At 45.7% G+C, this 22838-nt stretch carries 15 protein-coding genes; all 15 read right to left on the bottom strand.

Annotated features, from left to right (window positions below; translation table 11 throughout):
* Positions 1 to 3: 3 nt before the first annotated feature.
* From R2Q85_RS01870 to R2Q85_RS01800, 15 genes are read right to left on the bottom strand one after another with little or no spacing between them, the layout of a single operon-like run.
* Positions 4 to 666: an aspartate/glutamate racemase family protein gene (locus R2Q85_RS01870; protein WP_316810037.1), complete on the bottom strand. Its 663-nt coding sequence runs from the start codon at positions 664 to 666 to the stop codon at positions 4 to 6.
* Between the two features lie 8 nt (positions 667 to 674).
* Positions 675 to 2063, bottom strand: coding sequence for a four-carbon acid sugar kinase family protein (locus tag R2Q85_RS01865; protein ID WP_316810036.1), 1389 nt, complete (start codon positions 2061 to 2063; stop codon positions 675 to 677).
* Between the two features lie 13 nt (positions 2064 to 2076).
* Complete coding sequence (locus tag R2Q85_RS01860; protein ID WP_316810035.1) at positions 2077 to 3321, bottom strand: ribulose-bisphosphate carboxylase large subunit family protein; 1245 nt, start codon at positions 3319 to 3321, stop codon at positions 2077 to 2079.
* Positions 3322 to 3332: 11 nt separating this feature from the next.
* Complete coding sequence (locus tag R2Q85_RS01855; RefSeq protein WP_316810034.1) at positions 3333 to 5375, bottom strand: glycoside hydrolase family 127 protein; 2043 nt, start codon at positions 5373 to 5375, stop codon at positions 3333 to 3335.
* Positions 5376 to 5410: 35 nt separating this feature from the next.
* Positions 5411 to 8830: a glycosyl hydrolase gene (locus R2Q85_RS01850; protein WP_316810033.1), complete on the bottom strand. Its 3420-nt coding sequence runs from the start codon at positions 8828 to 8830 to the stop codon at positions 5411 to 5413.
* Positions 8830 to 10125: an L-fucose:H+ symporter permease gene (fucP, locus tag R2Q85_RS01845; RefSeq protein WP_316810032.1), complete on the bottom strand. Its 1296-nt coding sequence runs from the start codon at positions 10123 to 10125 to the stop codon at positions 8830 to 8832. Before fucP ends, R2Q85_RS01850 begins: the two co-directional genes overlap by 1 nt.
* Positions 10126 to 10174: 49 nt before the next feature.
* The gene (locus R2Q85_RS01840; RefSeq protein WP_316810031.1) at positions 10175 to 10615 is read right to left on the bottom strand and encodes a MaoC/PaaZ C-terminal domain-containing protein; all 441 of its coding nucleotides are present in this window, start codon (positions 10613 to 10615) and stop codon (positions 10175 to 10177) included.
* 14 nt (positions 10616 to 10629) lie between these two features.
* Entirely contained in the window at positions 10630 to 11712 is a 1083-nt protein-coding gene (locus R2Q85_RS01835; protein WP_316810030.1) for a Gfo/Idh/MocA family oxidoreductase, read from the bottom strand.
* Positions 11709 to 12947: an extracellular solute-binding protein gene (locus R2Q85_RS01830; RefSeq protein WP_316810029.1), complete on the bottom strand. Its 1239-nt coding sequence runs from the start codon at positions 12945 to 12947 to the stop codon at positions 11709 to 11711. Before R2Q85_RS01830 ends, R2Q85_RS01835 begins: the two co-directional genes overlap by 4 nt.
* Positions 12940 to 14103, bottom strand: a complete 1164-nt coding sequence (locus R2Q85_RS01825; protein WP_316810028.1) for a CaiB/BaiF CoA-transferase family protein — start codon at positions 14101 to 14103, stop codon at positions 12940 to 12942. The genes R2Q85_RS01830 and R2Q85_RS01825 overlap by 8 nt, the downstream gene beginning before the upstream one ends.
* A gap of 3 nt (positions 14104 to 14106) precedes the next feature.
* Entirely contained in the window at positions 14107 to 15258 is a 1152-nt protein-coding gene (locus R2Q85_RS01820; RefSeq protein ID WP_316810027.1) for a CaiB/BaiF CoA-transferase family protein, read from the bottom strand.
* Complete coding sequence (locus R2Q85_RS01815) at positions 15255 to 16415, bottom strand: ABC transporter substrate-binding protein (protein ID WP_316810026.1); 1161 nt, start codon at positions 16413 to 16415, stop codon at positions 15255 to 15257. Before R2Q85_RS01815 ends, R2Q85_RS01820 begins: the two co-directional genes overlap by 4 nt.
* 39 nt (positions 16416 to 16454) lie before the next feature.
* Entirely contained in the window at positions 16455 to 18872 is a 2418-nt protein-coding gene (galB, locus tag R2Q85_RS01810; protein ID WP_316810025.1) for a beta-galactosidase GalB, read from the bottom strand.
* Positions 18873 to 18884: 12 nt separating this feature from the next.
* Complete coding sequence (locus R2Q85_RS01805; RefSeq protein WP_316810024.1) at positions 18885 to 19997, bottom strand: glycosylase; 1113 nt, start codon at positions 19995 to 19997, stop codon at positions 18885 to 18887.
* Between the two features lie 8 nt (positions 19998 to 20005).
* On the bottom strand, positions 20006 to 22756 hold the full coding sequence (locus R2Q85_RS01800) for a family 78 glycoside hydrolase catalytic domain (protein WP_316810023.1): 2751 nt from the start codon (positions 22754 to 22756) through the stop codon (positions 20006 to 20008).
* Positions 22757 to 22838: the final 82 nt, after the last annotated feature.

The following is a 22838-nucleotide window of genomic DNA, read 5'->3' as shown; positions in this document are numbered from 1 at the left end:
CCCTTATTTAATCAGGTTGGCAATGTGTTGAATCGCCAGTGCCGGACTGGCCAATATCGGGATGCGTTTTTCTGCATCCGGTAAAGTATCTACCACACGCGACATTGATGCCTGTGCCAGTACAATGACATCTACTTCGGCAGAAAGCTCCAGGAGCGCCTGGGCAACCAGTTCATCGTGTTTCTCGGGATTCCCTCCCATCAGGGCCTCAAAAGCACCTTCACACAGTTTGGAGCTCAGTTCAATTTCTTTTCCGGCAATTGCTGCCCTGCGTTTTACCAGATCGCTGGTTGGCCCAAGTGTGGTTGGTAAAGTTGCGATCACACCGATCTTTCTGCCGGTTTGAACAGCAAGGTCGGCCATAGGCTGATCGACCCTTAACACAGGAACAGCGGTTAAACCTGCAGCCGTTTCAATGGCTGCACCTATGGAAGAACAGGTAACCAGGATAAAATCGGCACCTGCTGCCTCGGCAGAGGATACATGGTCTACTACCCTTCTGGAAGTTAATTTAGTCAGTTCATTACGGCTAATAACATCCTTTATCAAACTGTCATCCACGATATTAAACACATTTACATCAGGTAAATATTCACTACACAATTTCTGGAAAACAGGTACCAGTGTGGCAGAGGTATGGACAAGTCCAAGTATTTTTGCTTTCATATTTTTGGTTATATAAGGTTATTTATAAAAAAATCTTCTTTTCCCACCTGCCCACCTTTAAATACCAGTTCTAACTGATCAATGGGCGAACCCGGGGCATCCGCCCGGCAAACAGGCGCACCAGGACTAAGCGGGGCAATCATTTCAACTGCTGCAATCCCCATCGCCCTGGCAGCATAGCTGGAAGTATCCCCTCCGGCAATAACTACCCTTTTTAGTTTTATTTTTTCCGCAGTTTTACAGGCAATCAGGCCCAATAAGCTTCCATAAAGCTGTGCCGTTGCGGCTTTCCCAAAATTCTTTTCTCTAAACAAGTAATCGGTTTCGCCAACCCGCCGGTCATCATTGCCCAGGCTGGTATGGATCAGCGGATGTTTGCCCTCTCGGATCAATCCGGCTACCTGTGCTGCATATTTTCCTGCAGCAGTGTCCAGCAACATGGAACCGGCATTTAAATCTTTGGCAGAAGCCTGGGCCGCCAAACCTATGGTATCTATAGCAATTTCGGTAAAACCATTCTTTATGGCATAGGCAATCTGGGCTGCCGTAACCGGCGAGCAACTTCCGGAAGCAATGAGTACAGGTCCCTTTCCAATGGTATTTTCCCATACTATTTCCCCCTTTAGTGTATCCTTTTCCTGCCAGTAAGCGCCCAGCGCCATCTCTATTCCTGAAGACCCCGCTGAAAACAATGTTTTCGCATCGTCAGCCATGCCATCTATAATTGCACCTATCCCTTTAAGTTCTTCCTGCTGTAAGGCATCGAAAAGTACAATATCCTGTCCTTTCAGATTTGGCTGCTTTGGTTCCTGCTGGTATTTATGCAAGGCCAGCATATCAAAAAGGCCTATTCTTTTATTCGTTTGTTTAGCCAGGTGTAAGCGCAGATCACTTTCTTCAGCCGGGGTTACCGGATGCCTGGACATAGAGGGATGCAGGTCAAGCCGGTAAATGCTCCCTTCGCTGCCAATACCCATGCGGGCAAACAAATTGCCGAACAGGCAATACCGGCCTAATACCGGCGCGGCAACCAGTAAAGGTACAGTCAGGGTATTAAACACCTCGGCACCAATATCAATGGCTTTACCGATGCTGCCAATACTTGCAGAAGAATCAAAGGTAGAGCAAACCTTATAATGCACATGACGCGGATTGAGCATGGCCAGCGCGCTAAATGCGGGTTTAAGTTCTGTTTCCATTTCGGCAGGTGACATCGTCCGGCTCATTCCCGCAATGCCAATCGCCTGCAAATCCGGATAACATGCCAGTTGAGCAGCTGTTGGTGATTCAATGAACAATACCGTCCTGATGCCCGATCTGCTTAAAAATTCCAGCGCATCGGTAGAACCGGTAAAATCATCTCCATAAAAGGCTACTAACAATCGATTCCTATGCATCTTTTCCCTGCTGTTATTTTTTTCCAAATACATTTACCGAATGGCCAAATTCAGGATACCTGGCCGCTATTTCTTCAATGGACAATCCCGCTACAGCGCCTTCCCAGGCCTGCTGTAAAGCCAGTACACCACCAGCCGGTCCGTCCGGATGGGCCAGAATACCACCTCCGGCCATATACAAGAGATCTACAGAAGGTACACGACGGTAGGTTTCCGGGGCCTGTCCGCCCCACTGCCCTGAGGATACCACCGGTAAAACCGAATAACCACCAAACAAAGGTTTAAAGCAAGCCTCAATAGAACGCACTACCGAATCGTCAGACTCCCAGAATTTATTCTGAATGCCATTTACATGGATCTGGTCTACACCAGCGAGGCGCCATAATTTCTGATAAGCAGGAAACTCAATACCCAGTAAAGGATGACGGTTGAGCATGCCCCAGCCGTTGCGGTGGCCATGTATGGCCAGTTCTCCTATTTCCCCGATCTTCTTTACTCCTGCCAGCCCAACACTGTTGAGACTGATCATGGCCGAAGTACCACCTGAACTAAGGATCTTCTCATAATTGCGCTGCATCTGGTCAATGTCATCGCTGATGTTAAAAGCATACATTACTTTTTTTCCGCTGCGATCAGCATGCCTGTTGATCACTTCCATTATGGCATCCACCCGTTTATCGAATGGGGAATTTGCGGAGGAACCCAGGAGTTCATCATCCTTAATGAAATCAATTCCAGCCAGTGCAAGTGTATTTACCAGTTCAGCAGTCTGTTTCGGTGTCATGCCGATGCTCGGTTTGATAATCGTTCCGATCAAAGGCCTGTTGTACACTCCTGTTAACTCCCTGCAGCCTGCTACCCCAAACTTAGGCCCTTTAAAGGCAGTAGCAAAGGAAGGAGGTAAATCTATATCCATTAACTTAAGCCCGGTAAACTGGGTAAGCTCATATAAATTTCCCTGCAGGGTAGACACCATCACAGGCAGGTTATAACCAAAATTCTCTATAGACCAGGAAACCTCGATCATAGCCCGCTGGTATTTTCCACCCGATGATACTACACCTGGTATAGCAGGTTCATCAGCCGTATCCAGTGGGTTGATGCTTTCTACCCTTGCAGCAAAACGCTGTTTCAATTCGACAGTCTCTCCTGGAACGGCAATAAAAGTTCCTGAACTTTGTTCGCCTGCCAGCACCTGGGCCGATTTTTCCAGGTCAAGCGGTGTTTCTATATAATATTTTGCGGTTATTCTTTCCATAATCGTATTGTTTATCTGCTTACCGGTAACCAAACAGACATTTCAGAATGCCCCCTGTTTCCCCAGGCAAAATAAGGCACCAGTTTGATAGGACTCAGTACACTAGCCTCATTAAGCGGGCGGTAGAGCACATTTTTCCAGTCTTTATTTTCAATCAACCTTGCATTGCCTTCGAGGCTCATCATGTCCGCACCATCAATTTTGATGGGCGTAGCTTTCAAGCTGATGTTGGCCGGAATAAATACATTAAATATCTTTTTGCCTGGCAGGTCTGGTGATTCCAGGCAATACACTACCGGTCCGCGTTTCACTGCAATCTGGTTCCTGTTTTCTTCTACCAGCGGATTCGATTCTACCAACCGCGCTTCCATCGGCAATACCAGCTCTACCACATCCCCGGCTTTCCATTTGCGGTTCAGTTCGGCGTAACTACCCGGTGTAAGGTTCATGTTTTCCACTTTACCATTTACTTTTAAATCTGCTTTAGTTGCCCATCCCGGTATCCGGAAAAACATGGAATAAGGTTTGCTGCCCGTTGAAAGCACATTGATTTTGATGTTGCCGTCCCATGGATAATTGGTTTCCTGGTTTAACTTCAGTTTGGTTCCATCAGCTAAAGTAGTATTTATGGTATTTCCACCATATAAATTGAACCACAGACCTTTATCAGAAATGCTATACGCATAATCGCTTACCTCGGCAATGGTGCGCACCACGTTAGGCGGGCAACAGTTTGATAAACCAATGTATGGCACACGGTCTTTAGACCAGCGTTGTTTAAAAGGCAGATCGTCCGAATAACTGAGCGGATTGGTATAGAGGAATTTCTTACCATCCAGGCTGATGCCTGACAATACACTGTTGTGCAGGGCTAGTTCCATTACATCCGCGTATTTTGCATCGCCACTGATCTGGAGCATGCGCCAGTTCCACAATACATTGCCAATATTGGCACAGGTTTCATTGTGCGCCGTAAAATTAGGCAACTGAAAATCACGGCCGAAGGCCTGGTGGATCTTTTGTACTTCTGTCGGGTTATAAGATGTCCCATCTGGCGAGGTACCGTCATACAGCGATCCGCATCCTCCGGTAATGTACATTTTATGCTGGTTCACATCATCCCACATCAAATTTAAGGTACGCATTAAAGAGTCGTTGCCCGTTTCTGCATATAAATCTGCAACACCCGCATACAAGTAATTGGCACGGACCGCATGGCCCATGGCCTTGGTTTGCTGTAAAAACGGGATCCTGTCCTGGTTGTCATCTGTTCCATCTTCAATCTTACCTTTGATGGCTATCAGGTGTTTAGCCAGCTCCAAATAATGTGGATCTTTAGTGGTACGGTACATTTCAACCACGCCCATATAATGGGATGGACAAATGGCATTTCTTGCGAGTGCCGGTGAGGCTTTCTGGTAAAAATTATACAGGTATTCGGTCGCCTTTTTAGCAACATCCATTAAATTGGTTTTACCGGTAGCCCTGTAATGCACACAGGCAGCCGTCATCAGGTGCCCGATGTTATAAGCCTCAAAGCTTAACCGGTCCTGAAACTGGTTCTTTGAGCCTGTTTTACGCTGCTCAATCATCGCCTTGGTATAGATGTAGCCGTCTTCACGCTGGGATTTCGCGATCACAGTAATGGCTTTATCCATCTTAGCCAATAAATGGGGATCATTGGTAGAGGCGTACATGCTCGCCATCGCTTCCAGTGTTTTATAATAATCCCCATCATGGAAAGAAGGCCCTTTATGCATCCCGGTATCTAATCCTGCGGCAATTTCAAAATTCTTAAAAGCATGGCTGATGTGTTCATCATTATAGATGTCCCACATGTTCGGCACCATAGTTTCCCTGGCCACCTTAAAACGATCAGCCCAGAAACCTTTGGTCCAGCTTACATCCTTCATATTCGGACTGTGCAATTTAGCATGACTGCTTTCTTTTGTATTAACCAGGCTTTTCTCCTGTGCATTAACCACACCTGCTACCAAACAGCTGGTAAAACACAAACCTAACATCATTCCTTTTGGCATCGCTATCGTCTTCATCAGCATATCATTTAGTTTATATCTGTATCTTTCGTTTAATTGTTGTTCAGCTGCTTAAAAAGCCTTACAGGGCCAAGCAAACCAGCTTCATTCAGCGGCTTGCCTTCCAAACGGTATGGTGCGTTTGTTTTTGTAATCCGCTGCTTTTCGGGCAAGCGCTGGTCGCCGATGATCCTGTTGGCCCAGGTATTAGTTACCGTGATGTTCAGCACGTTATTTCCACTTCTTAAGGCCTGGGTAATATCAGCCTGAAAAGGCGCAGTCCAGACTATCCCACAGGAAATCCCATTCACTTCCACGGCCGCTATACAGCCTACAGTACCCAGATCCAGCAGATATTGTTGTCCCGCCTCTTTTTTCACTTTAAAATCATTACTGTAAACTGCTGAACCTGAATAATATCTGATCAGGCTATCCGGATGCCTGGTCCAATCGTTCAGCGCAGTAAAAGTTACCGGCTTTTCAGGGCCACCGTAAGCAGGATCAAAACTCACTTTCCAGCTGCCACTGATCGTGTTTACCAATTGCTGATCTTTCCAATTTTTACCTGTAGCAGAGGCGGTAGCAACTGTCCCATCTTTAAAGATGACAAAAACAGAGGCATTTGCTTTCAGCTTTAACTGCATCGTTGTACGACCAGCTTCTGCTTTCCAGGCCTGCAGGCCTATTGTTTTATCAGTTACAGCATCATATAATTCAGGTGTTTTACCTGAAGTTCTGAAAGAAAACTCCAGCAAACGTTCTTTATTTTCCTGGTTAGCAATAAAATAAAACTCTTTATCAGCTGCAATCCGGTGCGTGTAAGCAACCTTTTTCGCATATTGCCCATTTTCTTCTTTTACCAACAGGTCTCTTTCCAGTCCAACCGGGTCAAAGCTTTCCGCCTGATAAGCCCCCATAATGATTCTTCCCTTACCCAGTGTTTTCACTGATATTTGCTGTTGTCCCTGTCCTTCTGTTTTAAAATTGCCATCCCAAAGCGCTGCCAGCAAAGTCTCAAAATCCCGATCGCTGCCTGTTTTAGGCAGGCCCAGCTGGAATTTCGGGCGGTCACCGAGTAAAAGGGTTGCCCCAGCTTTTGCCAGTTCATTCAGTTTTGCGACCACTTCCTTACTCATGTACTGATAATTTGGGTTCAGGAGCATTTTACCTGGAATAACCAATATCGCATAACTCACACCACTGGCGAATACCACTCTCCCTTCTTTTACACTTGCACCAAGCAATACATCAGGATTAAAGGAATCATAGGCATAGCCCCTTAATGGGTTTACCCAGTTTTCCGGATCGGCCATATTTGCAGAATGGGTAACCCCTGCCGGCTTTTGCCTTAAAGGCTCAGCAACATTGGCCAGTCGCTTTGCTTCATCTGCAACCACATCAGCTCCGAAAATCCCGGGCAACAGGCTAACCAGGCGATCAGGCAATACGGAGCGACGGGGTAACTCCTCACCGATAAACACGGCTACATCAGCTACCGGCTTACCCTGTTGTAAAAGCTCCTGACAGCGTGTTGCATAATCTACCCAGGCCCTTCCCGGTTTCCACCAGGTCTGGTCCCGCTGGAAATACAAACCAATCCCATCCAGCGTCATTCCTGGTTTTTGGTCCAGCCATGGATTATGCGCAAAAACATGGTACACCAGCTTATTGACACCCAATGCATAATTCCTGTCCTGTAAAGTCTTCATATTGCCAGGATGTTCATTCCAATCCATCCTTATGGTCGTAAATGCTTCTGCCTGTATGAGGGGCTTACCATAAATATGTGCGCCGGAAATGGCGTCCAGCATGTCGTTCAATTTATCGTGCGTAGGGCTGTTCAGCCAGAATTCGCCCATCGGCACATCTACATTTTTATAATGCAGCAGGCCATCACTCAGCATGGTTGGCGCTACATTCTCGGCCGCAAAAGTGACACCTTTCTCTTTAGTCAGCCTCGACAAGGTCTGGTAAAACTGGTCTGCAACCAGCTCGGCAATGGTTTTTCGCACATCATGCAAAAAACCTTCAGACAGTTCAGCACTCCCCAGGGGGATCCCTACCATGGCAGGCAGGTAAGGCATCAGGTCATAACCTCTGCGTTTCTTAAACTCCGCTGCAAACAGTGGCGACCAGTTCTGGCTGCCACACTCCCAGCTGTCTACAAACAATTCATTCAAAACCTTTGAAGCGATTTCGGTCCCTCCACGTTCTAGGGCTGCGCCATACCAGCTGTCAAACTGTAATTTCACCGCAGCCGGATTAAATTTATCACATTCCAAACCCATACCGGCCCCTGCGGTAGCATTCTTATGCCCCGTGGAAGTATGTCCTATCCGCAATATCGTCCAGTTTCCCTTGGGCGCCTTCCAGTCTAAGCTGCCGTCTGCTTTAATTTTATCACTCAGGTTGATGATCTTATCCATCGGCACACATAAACGGTCTTGCAGCGCCTCTTTTGTACTCCGCTCACTAACGCGCCACACTAGCCCGGCCTTTCCTTCGTACTGGTTGATCCTGGCCTCCGCAAAAAGCTCCAGGGTTCTCAGTTTTAATGAAGGCTTCCATTTGGCGGCATCCAGGTCTTCTGAACCTGGCTCTGACCCTTTTTTATCGTATACAAAGCGATAATATTTTGCAGTAACCGGGACAATACTATGGGTCACATCGGCATCTGTATCCTGCCAGCCATGTCTTGGCGGCTGCAGGCGGCCGATAGAACGGAAATTTTTACCATCGTCACTCACTTGTATTTCCAGACGCTGCGCCTGATAGTTATTGCTTCCAGTACCTATGCGAATGGTACGGGTAGTAAAAGGTTGTTTAAAAGCATACTGGATCCAGCAAGGTTCATTGCTGCCAAAGTTCTTGGTATTGCCCGGCATGATCAGCCCGCTTGCATCTGCAGCAGTACTGGTTGTAATTTCGGGAATCACTGTTTGTGTAGAGATGCCGGCACCTTCGGCTGAAGGATAAGCATACACAGCAATGTCTCTATAATAACCTTCCAGGGTTTCCGGCTGCTGTAATTTTATTTTTTCATTTGTTTTATCTTTGATATTCAACTGAGTAGATACCACCTTCTGCATAGAAAGTTCAGGTGTGATCCATGGCCCACCTGCAAGCGCAAAACCATCACTTACATGCATCCCCAGCTTCAGGTTCAAACGTCTGGCCTCCTGCATAGCGAAAGTGACCATCCCCCACCATTCTGGAGTAAGCTGCCGTACAGATGGGTTAAATAAAGGTGGATTGGGTACATCTTTAATCGACAAGAGGTAAGCCCCTCCGATACCTGCTGACTTCATGGCTTCCAGATCGGCGGTAATACCCGGTTTTGAAACCCCACCCTTGATCCAATGCCATAATACCCAGGGTTTAGCCGACTCATTTACCTGGGCCATAGCTGTGCCAGGCTGCAGGCTGCAAACCAATAAAACGAATGCTATTATTTTACCTATATTCAAATCCATTATGATTTAGTGGCTATTTTATAGCCTTTTAAACCGAAATAAAGAATGATCAGAAAGCAGACCAATGGAATGCTGTAACCAATCTGGATATTGTCACCATTCATATCAATGAGAGTTCCCATTCCATAAGGAAGGATTGCTCCCCCAACGATAGACATGATCAACCAGGATGAGCCCGGCTTGGTATCGTCGCCAATTCCTTCAATCCCCAATGCAAAAATGGTAGGGAACATCACAGACATAAAAAATCCGATTGCGCCCAGGGCATAAACCACATAAGCACCTTTGCCAAAAATAGCGATCAGACTTAAAAAAACAGCAATAAATGCATATAGCGCCAATAATTTATGCGAAGAAATAAACTGCAACATGGCGGTTCCGGCAAAACGACCTACGGTGAACAGCAAACCATAGACGGCGAGGTAGTATGCTGCAGTCTTTTCGTCAAACCCGCCACCCTGCTGGGCCATCCTGATGAAAAAACTGGTTACACACACCTGTGCACCAACGTAAAAAAACTGGGCAATAACTGCCCACCTTAGGTGTTTATGACGCAAAGCCCCAAAGAAGCTGCCCTTTGCCTCACCATCTTTACTTATTGTTTTTATTTCCGGAAGGTTTACAAAATAGAAGACAATTGCAATCAGCACTAATACCGTCCCCAATACAATGTAAGGCATCTTTACGGAAGCCGCTTCTTCCATAAAATAGCTGGTACGCGAAACATTGCTCATTGCTGCGAGTTGGTCTTTGGTGTAAGATTTACCAGAAAGGATAAACATAGATCCGATAAATGGCGCAACCATTGCCGCCAATCCATTAAATGAAGCTGCAAGATTTAACCTGCTGGTCGCTTTAGCGGGGTCGCCCAACACGGCTGCATAAGGATTTGCAGCAGTTTCTAAAATCGTTAATCCGCAGCCAATGATAAATAATGCCACCAAAAAAGTGAGATACGACAACTGGTTCGCCGCCGGTACAAATAAGAATGCGCCTGTAGCAAATACCAGCAAACCGATGATCATACTTGCTTTATAACCCCATTTTTTTAGCAGCATCCCAGCCGGGATAGCCATAAGAAAATAAGCAAGGAACACTGAAGTGTCAATCAAAGTGGATTGACGGTTGTTCAGGTCGCATGCTTTTTTTAAATGCGGTATGAGTATGGAATCCAGGTTATGGGCCATTCCCCAAAGGAAAAATAAGCTGACCACAAGGATAAATGGCACCAGATATTTCTTGCCTGCCGCAGGATCATTACCCGTTATGACTTCAGGTGCTGTTGAATGGTTCATATATTGGTTTTTAGGTTATTATCTTTTGTATGGCCTCTATACAGAGGTACTATTTCTTTTTTACCAGCAAGAGATGATCACATACCAATACCACCTCGCCGTGCTGGTTGATGATCTCTACATGTTCTGTCACCGTTCCATATGCCGGTTTCTTTGCTTCTGCCTTTTCGGAAATGGTGATCTCCGAATGAATGGTATCTCCTATATACACGGGTTTTACAAAACGTAAACGGTCATAACCTTTAGAAAAGGCTTCAGGGTTGATCTCGGAAGCCGTAAGTCCGATCCCAATGCTGAATATCATGGTGCCATGGGCAATCCTGTGCTTAAAAGGCTGCGTTTTGCACCATTCCTCATCCATGTGGTGCGGAAAAAAATCTCCTGTATGCCCTGCATGGACCACAAAATCTGTTTCTGTAATGGTCCTGCCCAATGTTACCCGTTTATCCTGCAACAGGTAATCTTCAAAAAATATCGATTTAAAATACATCTGCTGTACTGCTTTTAATTGTTTTTCAATTGTTCCTTTACTTTTACACCTCCTTTATCACTGGAAATGTAAGCGCTCTCCACCACTGCCATCGTTCTGATCACATCTTCCACGCTGGTATGCAACACGTCTGAAGAGCCTTCTCTGTAACGCATCAGGTTAGCCATAGTACCAATAAATGCCTCAGGAAACCAAGAGCCTTCCAGTTGCAGCTGCTTCCATTCCAGAGCTTTCCCTTCTTCCTTCAGGCAATACTCAAATATGTCAGGTACCCCATGCGGATAATCCATCAGCAAACCTACATTCGCTTTGATCGCGCCCTTTGTACCTTCCCATTTGATGAAACACTCCTGATTGTGGGGACCAAAATCATGGTCGTGATTGGTATTGATCACGGCATGCATGGTATCTCCGTAATCCATCAAAATGGTAGAACGTGACGAGGAAAGGGTTTTAGCGGGATGTTTTAAGGTCTTCGCCATTACGGTTTGTGGGTCTCCTAAAAAAGAGCGCAACATGTCGACATAATGGATACTATGGTAAAGAATTTCCAGACGGGGATGAACCATCACATGCGGAAAGATCTCCCAGGGGGTTTTTATGGTCACCCTTACTTCCATGTCATATAGCTCCCCAATCAGACCTTGCGCTATCATATCCCTTGCAGCACTCACAAAGGGCGCAAAACGCAGCTGGAAGTTGATAGCAGCTACCAGTTTTTTCCTTCTGCAGAGTTGCAGAATCTCCCGGGCTTGTTTAAAATCGTCACCCATAGGTTTCTGAATCAGCACCACTGCGCCATCTGGCAATTGTTCCAGCACTTCAAGGTATTGCTCCGGCATAATGGTCAGGTCGTATACTACATTTTCAGGTGCTTTGGCTATCGCCTCTGCAACTGAATTGTATATGTTAGGGATATGGAAAGCTGAAGCCAGTTTCTCTGCCCTTTCCCGGGTGCGGTTTACGATGCCATGTACCCTAAAGCCTGCCTTTTGATAAGCCGGGAGATGTGCATCAGCTACAATACCCCCGGCCCCGATAATGATAATGGGCTGAATGGTTTCCGGTAAAGCGGGTTTATATTGAATATCCATCATGCGCTGTTTGTCAATTTTGTAATCTGTTCCTGGGCAAAGCTTAAAATCTCCGCGGTAGCCTGTTCCGTATTTAAGGCATTCAATACCGCCATGTCTATGATCGCCGCAATGCCCGCCCAATTGCTTTTTTGCGGAAGTGTTTTTGCACCTTCATGCAATTGCTCGAGTTTATGGTAATAGGGCACCAGCTCGTTTACTGCTCCATCCTTCCAGGTAGAAATCCGGCAGCCAATTCCACCTTCCAGTGTCAGTTGCTTATCATTCTCTTCATTTACTGCAAAACGGATAAAGTCGTAAGCCCTTTGCTTGTGTTTGCTGCCAGAGCCTATGGTATACAGCCAATATACGTTTAAAGACGCAGAAGCGTTATTTCCGGAAACCGGAAGCAAGGTTACCTCTACTTTACCTTTAACTGACGAAGCGGTATCTACCTCACATACCGAGGCAAAACCAAACCAGTTGATCATCAGTGCAGCCTCTCCTCTTGCAAAAGCCTGTCCGGCCTGCACAGAATCGTAGTTTGATGAACCCGGATGTACGGCGGTTTTATCTTCAATTAGCTTGCGGTAAAAATCAAGTCCTTCAGCAGCGGCTTTGGTATCAACGTTGATGTTTCCCTGCTCGTCCAGCAATGTCCCACCCCTGCTCCACAATTGCAAACAAAAATCAAATACCGTGTTGTGTCCATCGGGGTAGCAGGCAAATACGCTGCCGTAAAGGTTTTGTTCCGGACGATTAAAAAACCGGGCTACCTGCCTGAATTCTTCCCATGTTGCAGGCGGCTTCAGATCAGTTTTGTATTGGTCAAAATAACGCTGCTGTTCGGCAGCATCATCAAATAGATCCTTTCTGTAGATCAGGCATTCCGGGCCATCATGAAAAGGCAGGCCCATCAGTTGTCCGTCAAACTCCTGCAAAGCCAGGAGCGAATTGCTCCAGCCTTCCGGAAATGCGGAAGGGGCGTTTGCAACCAGGTATGGGTTCAGCGTTTCAAAAGCGCCATCTGTATACCCCTCCAGCAGCCAGTCGGTGTTGATATGGGCTACATCCCATTCCCCGTTTTTTAAGCCTTTATTCCCCAGGGTAGCCTCGTGAAGCTCGTGCAGGTCAAGCGGAACCAATTCTGCCTGCAGGGTACAACCCGAATGCAGACAATACTTATCCCATACCTTTTGCATTGCCGCTTCAAAAGGCGCAAATTTACGCACTGCTATCCTGATGGCCTCCTTACTCATGAACACTTGATTTTAAGGTTACAAACTGCTTAATGATATTTTCATTATCCTGTCCTAATTTAGGAGAACCTTTGGAAGAAACCAGTAATTCACCGTCAATCCTGATCGGGCAACGGGTAGTCTGGTAACGATAGCCATCCTTCATCTCTACTTCCTGAATCATATTCAAAGCTTTAAAGCCTTCATGTTCCATCAGTTCTTTCCAGTTCAGGACATCTGAACACCAGATGTCTGCAGGCTCCAATACCGCAAGCCAGCTTTTGGTGGTATCTGTTTGTAAATGATCCGCAAGAATGGCTTTGATCTCATCGCGTTTATCAAAAGCTTCGGCCGGATCTATAAAAACTTCCATTGCCTTACAGCCCAATAAAACAGCCAGTACAGGTATGGATCCCATTGCCAGGGCAATGAAGCCATCAGCAGTTCTATAGATCCCGTAAGGTGCACCTAAATAAGCGTTGGCATTATTTTGTACGGTACGTTCCGGAAGTTCGCCGCCATCATTCATAAAGGTGGTGAGGGTTTCAAACTGAAAATCATAGGCCGACTCGATCATACTCACTTCAACCAAAGCCCCTTCGCCGGTGGTTATTTTGCGGAAAAGACAAGCCAGGATGCCTTGTGCGAGGTGCGAGCCTGCGAGCATATCCACTATAGAAAGGCCCATGGCAACCGGACCGCTATCCGCATTCCCGCTCAACCAGGTTAAACCTGTAACTGCCTGCAGCAAAAGATCCTGCCCAGGTTTACCTTTTGCTGTGCCCTCACCGCCGTAGCCTGAAAGTGCCGCGTAAACTATACCCGGATTGAGCTGCTGCACCGTTTCATAATCAAAACCCAGTCTTTTCATCACGCCGGGCCTGAAGTTATGGATCATCACATCTGCCTTTGACAGCAGTTCCCGTACCATTTTGCAATCTTCTTCCTGCTTCAGGTCCACTTCAAAGCTTTCTTTATTCCGGTTGATGGCATGAAATACAGAGGATTCTCCGTTCATAATTACGTTGGAAGTGTACAAGGTACGGCAAATGTCCCCAACACCCGAACGCTCAATTTTAATTACCCTTGCACCCATATCTGCCAGCCTCAAACTTGCAGAGGGTCCAGACAGAAACTGGCTAAAATCAACAACTAAATATCCTTCCAGGGGCTTCATATCTTATATTAAATCAAATTCTTTGTTAATGTTCTGGTTGTCTTCGCCAATTTTTGGCGCTGCTTTGTCGGAAAACAACTTGTAGCCGTCTATCTGGATGGGCAACCTGGTGGTATCCATCTTCCTGCCGGCACCCAAATCCAGCTCTTGCCTGATCTTCATCTGCTTAAATACTTCCTGTGCGGTAGCTTCTTTATAATCCAGTACCGCTGCACACCAGATGTCATGAGGCTCCAGCAAAGCTAACCAATGGGCAGTAGTATTGGTTTTAAAAGTTTGTCCCAGCAGTTCCAGCAGCTCGTCCCGGTTTTCAAATGAGGCAGCCGGATTTACATAGAGTGCTGAAATGTCGCAGCCAATGATCCCGCTGATCTTTTCCAGATCACCCATAGCCAATGCCAGGTAACCATCTTTAGTTAGATAAGTACCATAAGGCGCACTTAAATACGCATGCGCACTACCTTTAACGGCGCTTCTTTGTGGCAGCTGTCCGCCGTCATTCAAATAGGTGGTTAGTACTTCAAACTGCACGTCGAGCGCCGATTCCAGTAAGCTCAGCTCCAACAGCACACTTTTACCGGTTTTGGCCCGCTTCAGCAATGCAGCAAGAATTCCCTGCGTAAGATGATTTCCACACATGATATCTGTTACTGATAAACCAAAAGGCATGGGGCCTTCTGCCTTGCTGCCAGAAAGTTGTGTTAAACCAGACACAGATTGCACCAGCAGGTCCTGCCCCGGTTTTGCGGCCCAGGGACCTTGATTACCATATCCTGTAACTACGGCATATATAATTTTTGAATTGATGTGTTGCACCGTTTCATAATCCAGGCCTATTTTTTCCATTACTCCGGGTCTGAAGTTATGCGTCATCACATCTGCCCTGGCAATCAGTTTTTTTAGTAAATCCAGATCTTCCGGGTTCTTCAAATCTGCCGCATAAGACTCCTTATTCCTGTTAATGGTATGAAAGAGTAAACTATCCTCCCCTACAAACAGGTTTTTAATGGCCAGCTGCCTGCAGGCGTCACCTTTTACCGGGCGTTCAATTTTAATGACACGTGCGCCAAGATCAGCCAGTTTTAAGCCAGCTGATGGTCCTGCCAGAAACTGGCAAAATTCTAAAACAAGAATTCCTTCCAATGGTTTTTTCATGACAGCTGCAGACTTCTGGATTCAACGTATAAACTGTTCAGTTTTTTCAGCACCGATATTTCCGGACCTCCGTTCATGAGATACTCACGTACGATATCCCCGGCATGGTCCTGGAAAAACATGTGACCATGATAACGTGGGCGCAGGAAAGCCCGCTGCAATGCCGGCAAAGTATTTGCAAAAAAATCATTTGATCTCCTGTTCACTTCTGTATCCTTCCAGGCATTTAAATGCCCGGGTTGCCCCCCGTTGTCAAAGAAAAGGCTGCACTGACAATCAGCTGAAGCCACATAAGCAGCATATTTTACAGCCATTTCTGTATGTTCAGTAACGGCAGACACTGCCAATCCGGTACCTCCCAATGTACTCCGCAAATTGTTTAACCCGTTCAAAGAGATCATGTCATGAAAATGAAGGAGTTTAGGCGCATAACCGGCTCTTGAATAATTGGAATAGCCGTAAGCAAAAGGACAATAAGCAATGGCATCAGTTAAGGTCATCGCTTCATAGACCTGTATGGGGTTTCTTTTAAAATTATCCGGATGGATCTTTGACGCCAGCTCCCTATACATCCTGAGTGCCATAATTCCGGTTTCACCGGATACGATCAGGTCTTCCTGCTGGCAGGGATCCTCTCCTAAAGAACAGCAAAATGTATAAAAATTCATCAGTACATCGATGGGAATCCCTGCAAAAGCCACCAGACCTTTATCTGCCAGGTTTAATAAATCCTCAAATGATTTCGGTAACTGCAACCCCTGCCGTTCCAGCAAATCAGGTCTGCTGGCTGCAACAGGTGTTGCCGCATCTATTGGTAAAGCCCACTGATGTCCATCGTAACTGTAACTTTCGTAGGAATGCCCTACTGTATTTTCTTCCTGGTCTTTTAAATAGACTGCCGGAAGATATTGATCCAGGGGAAGGATGGACCCTGTTTTAGCCGCAAAGCCTGCCCAGGGATGATCAATCACCAGGAGATCAAACTTTTCTGCCAGCTGCTGTATAGAAAAATCAGCAAAAGCCTGTAAACTCCTTTTCTCCCATATGATTTCTACTGATGGATTTAACTCCGAAAAACGCTGCGCCGTTGCCATCATTGGTGTAAAACCGCGGCTGTGGTTCCATGTTATTCCTTTTAAACTAATTTTGTCACTCATGACCTTTCTGCTCTTTATCTTTATTTTTTTATCGCAATGCTATTTGCCTTTCAGGGTAATCGTTACCGCGGCCTGCTGTAAGCCTTCAGAAGAGGCAGTTAATGTTAATTTTCCAGCTTTATCTTTTGCCTGTACAATGGCCAGGCAAAGTCCGTTATAAGCTTTGCGGTAATCCGCTTTAAAAGGCTCCAGACTGGCCTGAAAACCATTATCCACGCCTGCTATTGTTCCTTCGCCTTGCAGTTTAAACTGTACCAGGCTGGCTGCATCCGGCACCGGGTTTCCATTCGCATCTAAAATTTTCACCGTTACAAAAGAAAGATCTTTGCCATCGGCAGCTATGGTAGTCCTATCTGCTATCAGTGCAATTTTTGCAGGTTTACCCGCCGTTTTGATCTCCTTCACCAGAACTTCCTTCCCGTTTTTCCTGGACACTGCTTTTAATGTACCTGCTTCATAATTTACAGGCCATGCTACGTGCAGTTCTTCTCCCTGTTTGCTCCGGGTGCCCAATGATTTTCCATTCAGGAACAGCTCTACCTCATCTGCATTGTTGTAATAGGCCCAAACGTCTACCTTTTTACCCGGCTGCCAGTTCCAGTGCGGAAACAGGTGTAGTACCGGCTTACTGGTCCATTCGCTCTGATACATATAATAGGCATCCTTAGGGAAACCGGCCAGGTCAACAATCCCGAAATAAGAACTTCTGGCCGGCCATGGATAAGGTAAGGGCTCACCTAAATAATCAAAGCCCGTCCACACAAATAATCCGGATACATGATCATATTTTTTGGCTGCCGCCCAGGTTTCTTCATGGGTAGAACCCCAATAAGCGGAAACATTATCGTAGGAGGAAGCCGCATATGCTGCATTTCCATCTGTAAATTTAGTTTTACCATCTTTGGGCCAGCGGCGGATACTGTCAGACGGCATGTCGTAAAAACCACGGGTATCTAAAGAAGAGGTTGTTTCTGTCGCAATTAACTTTTGCCCGGGATAATTTTTAGCAAAATCCTTATACAGTTTATGGTTGTAGTTCAAACCATAAACATCTAAAGCACCTGACTGGTAAATAAAATTCTTTTTAGCATCAGTTTCTGTAAGCGCTGAGGTAACCGGACGTGTGGTATCAAGATCCTTAACCAGTTTCACCAATTCTTTGGTGATGGCAACACCAGTACTGTCGAACTGCTCACGGATCTCATTTCCAATGCTCCACATTATAATCGAAGGATGGTTTCGGTCGCGTTTCACCATATTCTGCAGATCCCGCACATGCCATTGGTCCCAGTTCAGGTGATAATCCTGTTTGTTTTTCTTTTTGGCCCACATGTCAAAAGCTTCATCCATCACCAGGAAGCCCATCTTATCGCATAGGTCAAGCAGTTCGGGCGCAGGCGGATTATGTGCGGTACGGATGGCATTTGCTCCCATTTCCTTCATCATTTCCAGCTGGCGTTCCATTGCCCTTACATTAACCGCAGCTCCTAAAGCACCCAGATCATGGTGCAGGCAAACACCGAATATTTTCAGGTATTCGCCGTTCAGGCTAAAACCTTTTACCGCATCAAAGTTAAAATAGCGGATACCTAAAGGTGTTTCATAGCTATCCATCAACCTTTTTCCCGAAAACACCTTTGTCACTACTTTATAGAGCTGAGGGTTATTTACAGACCATAGTTCCGGTTGACTTACTGTACTAAACTGTTCTACAGAGATCAGTGTATCTTTTAATGGGATGTGATCAGTTTTCGCCGTGGCTACAAGTTTTCCTTTTGCATCATAAATCTGTGACTGCACCTCAATCTCGCCTTTTAACCCGGCTTTATTCCTGATCTGGGTTTTAAAACTCACCTTTGCACTGGCTTTGCTTACTGCAGACGTACTTATAAAAGTTCCCCAATGATCAACGGCTATATTTTCTGTTGCAGTTAACCACACATTCCTATAGATGCCTGATCCCGAATACCAGCGTGAATCCGGCTGGGCGGAATTATCTACCTTTACGGCAATCACATTTTTACCTGGTTTTAAATATTTAGTCAGTTCATAATGAAATGAAGAATAGCCATATGGACGTTTTCCCAGTAAATGGCCATTTATCCATACTTCACTGTTTTTATAGATCCCATCAAACGTTATGTACACCTCCTTTTTCTGCATAGATGTCGCCAGGGTAAATGTTTTCCTGTACCAGGCTACTCCTGTGGGCAATCCTCCACCTTCTGGTTTTGCCGGGTTCTTTTCGTCAAATTTCCCTTCAATGCTCCAGTCATGGGGTAAAGTAAGTGTTCTCCATTTTCCATCATTATAGCCGGGCGATTTCGCCTCAGCATCATCACCCAGAAAAAACTTCCAGTTCTGGTTAAAATTTTGGCGTATACGGGGGGAGCCATAAGTGGCAGCTCCAACCATCAGCATCAGCAACAATAAAACGAGGTTCCTTCTTAACATCATTACGTATCTTTATTATTTCTTATCCAGGCTTATAAAATTTATTTTACTTTTTCCAAAATCTTTTGAGGTGGCTACTGCAATGCCGCGCTGGTCTTTTTTATTTACCGCACAATAAAAATGGTATACTACTCCTTTATGTTTTAACACAAAGGATTTATGAGCATACAACGCATCATAAGGTTCAGAAGATTCAATTAAATTTTCTCCTGTCCAGTCTGTCCAGTGAACCAGGTCATCAGAAGCTGCAAAGCGGTTAAAAGCCCCCTGCCTGTCCTGCCAGAAGGCCCCAAAATAGAACATGACCCATGTTCCGTTAATTTTCTGAATTATGCCATCACCGGTAATCCCAACCGGGTGATGAACGACCGGGTCTTTACCAAACCTTTTCCAGTGCAGCATATCGTCAGAAACGGCCATACCGATGCGTTCATACCACCTTGTTTTTTTATTGTTTAACAGAGAATCCCCAACTGCATTGTAATACATTACAAAAGGATGCCCGGTGAGTTCTTGCTTGTCCTCAATTACCGTGCTTTTAAACAGTTTGTTGCGGTTTTCCCACCAGCTAACATCGGCATCAGCCGAAGTTAATACAGGCTCAGGGAGTCTTGTCCACTCATGGGCAAGCCAAGGTTGTTTATCGGTATACGCCATGCCAATAGCCAGGGGCTCAGTTTCGTAACCCTTTTCTTTACCACCAAAATAAGACATCCAATATTTGCCTTTATACTTACCCAGTTTATAATCTCCGCCCCATTTAGTGCTGGTCAAAGCATTGTATCCTGCTTTCTGGTTATCATCCCATTTGCCTGCATCGCCGAAAGACATCTGCCTGCCCAGCTTTTCCCAGTTCAGCAAATCTTTACTTTTGGCCAGCCAGGTCTCGTAGCCACGGCCACTGTAAACCAGGTAAGTCATATACCAGGTATTACCTGCCCTGAACACTGTAGGGCAATCCATTTTATGAGCCTCATCATCCGGTACCAGGGCCAATCCATATTTATAAGGAGTTTTAACTTCCTCATAAATCGCTTTCATCTTTACAGCCGGAATCTCTTTAGCCGACTGGGCAAAGACTGTTGCGGAAACAAAGAAAGCAAGGATAGATAAGCAGGTAAATTTCATGATCAAAACTATTGTACTTTAAATTTATAATTGCCCGAACCGATTTGAAGCACGGCTCTTCCTTTTTCAAAACCAGCCGGTTGTATGTTTTTACCGCCCTCGCTGATCTGCTGTTTTGCTGTAGCAGGTAGGTATATTGTTGCTTTGGTATTTGCAGGTATAACCACGTCCAGTTCAAATGCAGCAGCTGTTTTTCGCCAGTTGGTCGCAATTTCACCGTAAGGCGAATGGTAGCTGCTCTTTGCATAAGTAAGCCCGTCCACAGGTTCAGGATAAATCCGGATGTACTTAAAAGCTACCGATCCCTCCTCCTGGCGGATTCCGGCGATGCCACTGTAAAACCATTCCATGATATGCCCCAGCATAAAATGGTTGTTAGATACCGTTGGAAGCGCTGCCCAGGATTCTGTTAAAGCGGTTGCACCTTGCGCCAGCTGGTAACCATACCCCGGTACATCAGCCTTGCTGTTCATGTCATAAATCACATTAGACAGACCTTCCGCTTCCAGTACCCTTAATACATAACGGTAACCGATATCTCCGGCGGTTAAGCCATTGTTTCTCCCCCTGATGTCTTTAACCAGGTTCGCAACTACTGTAGCTTTATGCTCTGGCGCAACCAGGTTCATGTAAACCGCCATGGCATTAGCTGTTTGGCTACCCGTAGCGTACTGTTTGGTTGCTGCATTAAAAAAAGTATCATTAAAAGATTTTTTAACTTTCAGTGCCAATGCTGCGTATTTACCGGCATCCTCAGTTTTACCCAGTAAGCGGGCAATTTTTTGCATGATGTTCAGGTCATAATAATAAATCGCGGTTCCGGTAACGCCCATTGGGGTTAGCTGCGAAACTCCCGGACGCTGTGGTCCCAGATCAAACCAATCGCCCAGACCTTGTGAGAGTATGTTGTTTTTTGCTTTCGTGCCCAGGTAAGTTAGGTAGCGTTGCATCATTTCATAGTTTTCCGTAAGCGCCTGCGTTTCTCCATACCATTCATACAGGTACCATGGAATCAGGATGCTGCTGCTTCCCCATTCCGGAGAATCGCGGAACATGCCATTGCCATATTCAAACTTTACGTATTCGGGGGAAATTTCTGGCACCAGGCCTTCTGCGGTCTGCGAATTCCGCATGTCCTGCAGGGCTTTTTTAAATAAGGCCGCAGCATCATAGTTGTAACGCACAGAGCTGCCCATCAGGTGAAGTTCCTCAAGCCAGCCCAGTTTTTCGCGGTGCGGACAATCGGTAAATACGCTGACCATATTACTTTTTATCGCCCAGTTTACCAGATCATTGGTTTTGTTAAAGAGCTCGCTTGAACTTTCAAATGCTCCTGCTGTTGCTGCCGCATTGCGTACGTGTAAACCTTTCAAAGCAATTATTGAAGGTTTGCCCATTGTATTGGCCTGGCCTTCCGGTACTCCTCCAATTACCTCCAGGTACCTGAAGCCGGTATACATAAACCTTGGGCGCCAGGTTTCTACCCCCTCGCCTTTTAATATGTACTGAAAATAAGTAGGACTACCGGTCGCACGTTGGTTTGCAGTGCCATCTGCTTTGAGCAGTTCGGCAGGAAGAATTTTTACGGTATCTCCTTTTTTTCCTTTTACAGTTAACTCAATAATAGCCGAGGCATTCTGGCCAAGGTCGTATACCCAACTTCCGCCATCAACAGGTTTTATTGTTTTTGGATTGAACTGGTCAAATATCTTTAATGGTTCTGCTTTTTGCGAAGTTAAAGCCGGCCCTCCTACCGAAACGGCATTTTTCCATTCCTGATCATCAAAACCTGCTGCATCCCAGCCTTTTTGTTCCAGGTTGGCATCATAATCCTCCCCACCATAAATACTGGAGAAGATAACCGGAGAAGGTGCTGTTTTCCAGCTTTCGTCGCTGATCACATTGGCCATACTACCGTCCTGATATTCAATCAGCAAACGACAGATCATTTTAGGATAACCAAAAGATGCCCTTAGTTTTTTATACCGCGCCTTAATCGGCGGAATATAATAAAAACCATTGCCCAACATTACACCCATTGCATTCGCCCCGCTTTTTAGCTGTGCCGTTACATCGAAGGGCACATATAAAGCTTCCTTGTCGTATTTAGTCCAACCTGGATCTAAAAAATGATCTCCCACTTTCTGTCCGTTCAGGTACAGGTCAAAATGGCCAAGGCCGGAAATGAACATGGTCGCTTTTTTTACCCCGTTGGTAACCCGGAATTCTTTTCTTAACAGGGGCTGTATATTATTACCTGTCGGCTTGTCTTTTTTGGTGTCCAGCGGTAAAATGGTAACCAGTGAGTCTGGCATCTTTTCGTAACCGATCCATTTGGCCTTGTTCCAGTCTGCAGATGTCAAGAGTCCCATTTGCCAGTTTGCCACTACAGACCATGCCGAAACATTGCCCCTGTTGTCCCAGACTTTTAGTTTCCAGTAATAGGTTTTACCGGCAGTTAGCGGTTTGCCTTTATAACTTACCTGCAGTGATTGGGCGGAGAGGACCTTTCCGGAATCCCATAAATTTCCTATACTTCTATTTAATGAAGATATATTATCCGACACCAGCACCTGGTACGCAGATTGAAGTACATTTCTTTCTGCCGTGGACAATTTCCAGCTCAATGCAGGTGCAGTGGCTTCAACGCCCTGGGGATTATTTTTATAAGTACAGCGCAGTTCATTTACTTTCAGCTGCTGTGAAAATACCGGAATTGTAACGAAAAATAAACCAAGGAAATAGACTAGTTTGCTCATTCTGTTTATAAGATTAATACCTGTTAAAACTAAATTAGCCATTTAGCTGAATTTTTAACCAGGTATCCGGTTTATAAATGGT

The organism is Pedobacter heparinus, from assembly GCF_032678725.1.
In the GTDB taxonomy this organism is placed as follows: domain Bacteria; phylum Bacteroidota; class Bacteroidia; order Sphingobacteriales; family Sphingobacteriaceae; genus Pedobacter; species Pedobacter heparinus_A.
This window is presented reverse-complemented; position numbering and strand designations above follow the sequence as displayed.